Source organism: Streptomyces sp. NPDC055078 (assembly GCF_053607985.1).
Window position 1 is genome coordinate 1 of sequence record NZ_JBSGUP010000895.1, and the last position, 2655, is coordinate 2655.

Here is a 2655-nt window from a genome sequence, read left to right on the forward strand (position 1 = left end):
GGCGTGCAGTGCCTGCTGGGCGGCGAGCCGGTCGCGGGCGGCGAACAGGGCCCGGGACAGGGCGAGCGCGGTGGACCGCTCGGCGGGGGCGAGGAAGCGGTTACGGCTGGAACGGGCCAGTCCGTCGTCCTCGCGGACGGTCTCCACCCCGACGATCTCCACCGGGATGTTCAGATCCCCGACCATCCGGCGGATCAGCGCGAGCTGCTGCGCGTCCTTCTGCCCGTAGAAGGCGATATCGGGGCGGGTGAGATGGAGGAGCTTGGCGACGACGGTCAGCATGCCGTCGAAGTGGCCGGGCCTGAAGGCCCCTTCGAGGCGCTCGCCCATAGGGCCCGCGCTGATGCGGACCTGCGGCTGTCCATCGGGGTAGATCGCGTCGGCGGCGGGTGCGAAGACGATGTCGGCGCCCGCGCGGGCGGCGATCGCGAGATCGGCGTCGAGGGTACGGGGGTAGCGCTCCAGGTCCTCGCCCGCGCCGAACTGGAGCGGGTTGACGAAGACCGTGACCACGACGAAGCCCGCGCTGCCGACCCGCTCGCGGGCGGCGCGCACCAGGGCGGCGTGGCCGTCGTGGAGGGCGCCCATGGTCATGACGACGGCGGTACGGCCGGGGACGGCGCAGCGGTCGAGGGTGTGGGCGAGATCGTCCGGGGTCGGTACGAGTGCGCAGTCGGCGGCGGTACGGCTCGCGGCAGTACGGCTCGCGGCGGCAGCACGGTTGGCGGCGGCACGGCTGGCGGCGGCACGGCTGGCGGCGGTACGGCTCATCGCTGGTCGTCCTCCGCGAGCACACCGAGGAGGTCCTCGGCCAGCTCCGGCTTGAGCAGACCGTGGGCCAGCGCCCGGTCGGCGGTGGTGCGGGCCATCGCGAGATAGCCGGCGACGGTGGCGGGCGCGTGCTTGCGCAGCTCGGCGACATGCGCGGCGACGGTCCCGGCGTCACCCCGGGCGACGGGGCCGGTCAGGGCCGCGTCCCCGGAGCGCAGGGCGTTGTCGAGGGCCGCGCCGAGCAGCGGGCCGAGCATCCGGTCGGGTGCCTCCACCCCCGCCGTACGCAGCAGCTCCATCGACTGGGCCACCAGCGTGACCAGGTGGTTGGCGCCGAGGGCGAGGGCCGCGTGATACAGCGGGCGGGCCCCCTCCTCGATCCACTCGGGCTCCCCGCCCATCTCGATGACCAGTGCCTCGGCCGCGAGCCGCAGCTCGGGCGGAGCGGTCACCCCGAAGGAGCACCCGGCCAGCCGCTGGACATCCACACTCGTCCCGGTGAACGTCATCGCGGGGTGCAGCGCGAGCGGCAGCGCGCCCGCCCGGGTCGCCGGGTCCAGCACCCGCGCGCCGTACCGCCCGGAGGTGTGCACCAGCAGCATTCCGGGTCGTACGGAACCGGTCTCGACCAGGCCGTCGACCAGCGCGGGCAGCGCGTCGTCGGGGACGGTCAGCAACACCAGCTCGGCACGGGCCAGGACCTCGGCGGGCGGGACGAGGGGGACATCGGGCAGAAGGGTCGCCGCCCTGCGCACGGAGGCGTCGGACACTCCGGAGACCGCGACCGGGCGGTGCCCCGCGAGCTGGAGCGCCGCGGCGAGCGCCGGCCCGACCCGGCCCGCGCCGACGACCCCCACGGCCAGCCGGGCGGGGCGGTCCCGTGGGTCGAGCGGTTCATGTGGTGCTGTGGCATTCACGCGGTGCGGGCCTTCCGTTCCAGTCCGCGGTGGGTACCGGACGATGTGCCCGTCATGCTACGCCAGCGCCCCGGACGCCCCCCGGGTTGTCCACAGGCTGTGGGTGATGATCCGCGCAGGGCGCCGCGGCCGGGCGAGGCGGCCGGGCGGCGGCGGACGGGCGACGGCGGACGGGCGACGGCGCAGGATCTGACAGATCCGCCCCGATGGGGACCTTCAGACGATACGGATGTGCCGAAGGCCGGTCCACGCCTTCCGCAGCCGGTGCCGGACCGGGCCGTCCGTATTGGGCAGCAGTCGCAGCCCCGCCGATGCCGCGATCCGATCGGCGACCTGCGGCACACTCAACCGGTCGGTGTGGATGTGCTCGGCGAACCGCTCGTCGCCCAGCCGCTCCAGATAGCCGTCCAGCCGCTCGACCGCGAAACTCTCCCGCTTGAGACCGGTGCCCAGGCCGCGTTCGGACAGCCGCCGCAGGACGGTCCCGCGCTCAGCGAGCAATGTGAAGTGCCGCACCTCGTGCCCGGACTCCCGCAGCCGCCCCACGGTCTCGTCGAAGTACGCGGGTTCGACCAGCGTCATGGGCGCGATCACCACGCCGTCGTATCTCCCGAGGGTGAAGTCGAGCGCCTCAAACACCCCCTGCCGCCAGGCGGGATGATCCTGGAAGTCCCCCCTCAGCTGCTTCGGCGTCATGCCGTGCAGGCCGAAACCGACCCGTTCGGGGTCGCTGACAAAACTGCCGGGCAGCCGCCGGTACAACTCGAACGCGGTCTGCGTCTTGCCGCCCCCGAAAGGGCCGTTGATCCACAGAAGCATGTCCGCGACCCTAAACGGCCGCCCTGAGGGATGGAGGCGCCGGGTTCGCAGCGGGACCGCGATCGTGATGGTGATCGTGGTGTTGATGTACGAGGCGGTCTCGGGACACCTCGGCGCGGCCCTCAGGACGCGGGCCGGGTGGCGGGCC

The 2655-nt window shown here is 73.6% G+C and carries 3 protein-coding genes; all 3 read right to left on the reverse strand.

The window, feature by feature from the left end:
• Nucleotides 1-771, reverse strand: a 771-nt coding sequence (gene panC, locus ACWF94_RS38295; protein ID WP_453499545.1) for a pantoate--beta-alanine ligase, incomplete at its 3' end; no start/stop codon positions are given.
• Entirely contained in the window at nt 768-1688 is a 921-nt protein-coding gene (locus ACWF94_RS38300) for a Rossmann-like and DUF2520 domain-containing protein (RefSeq protein ID WP_453499547.1), read from the reverse strand. The genes panC and ACWF94_RS38300, both read right to left, overlap by 4 nt.
• 216 nt (nt 1689-1904) lie before the next feature.
• Entirely contained in the window at nt 1905-2507 is a 603-nt protein-coding gene (locus ACWF94_RS38305; RefSeq protein ID WP_453499549.1) for an AAA family ATPase, read from the reverse strand.
• Between the last annotated feature and the right edge of the window lie 148 nt (nt 2508-2655).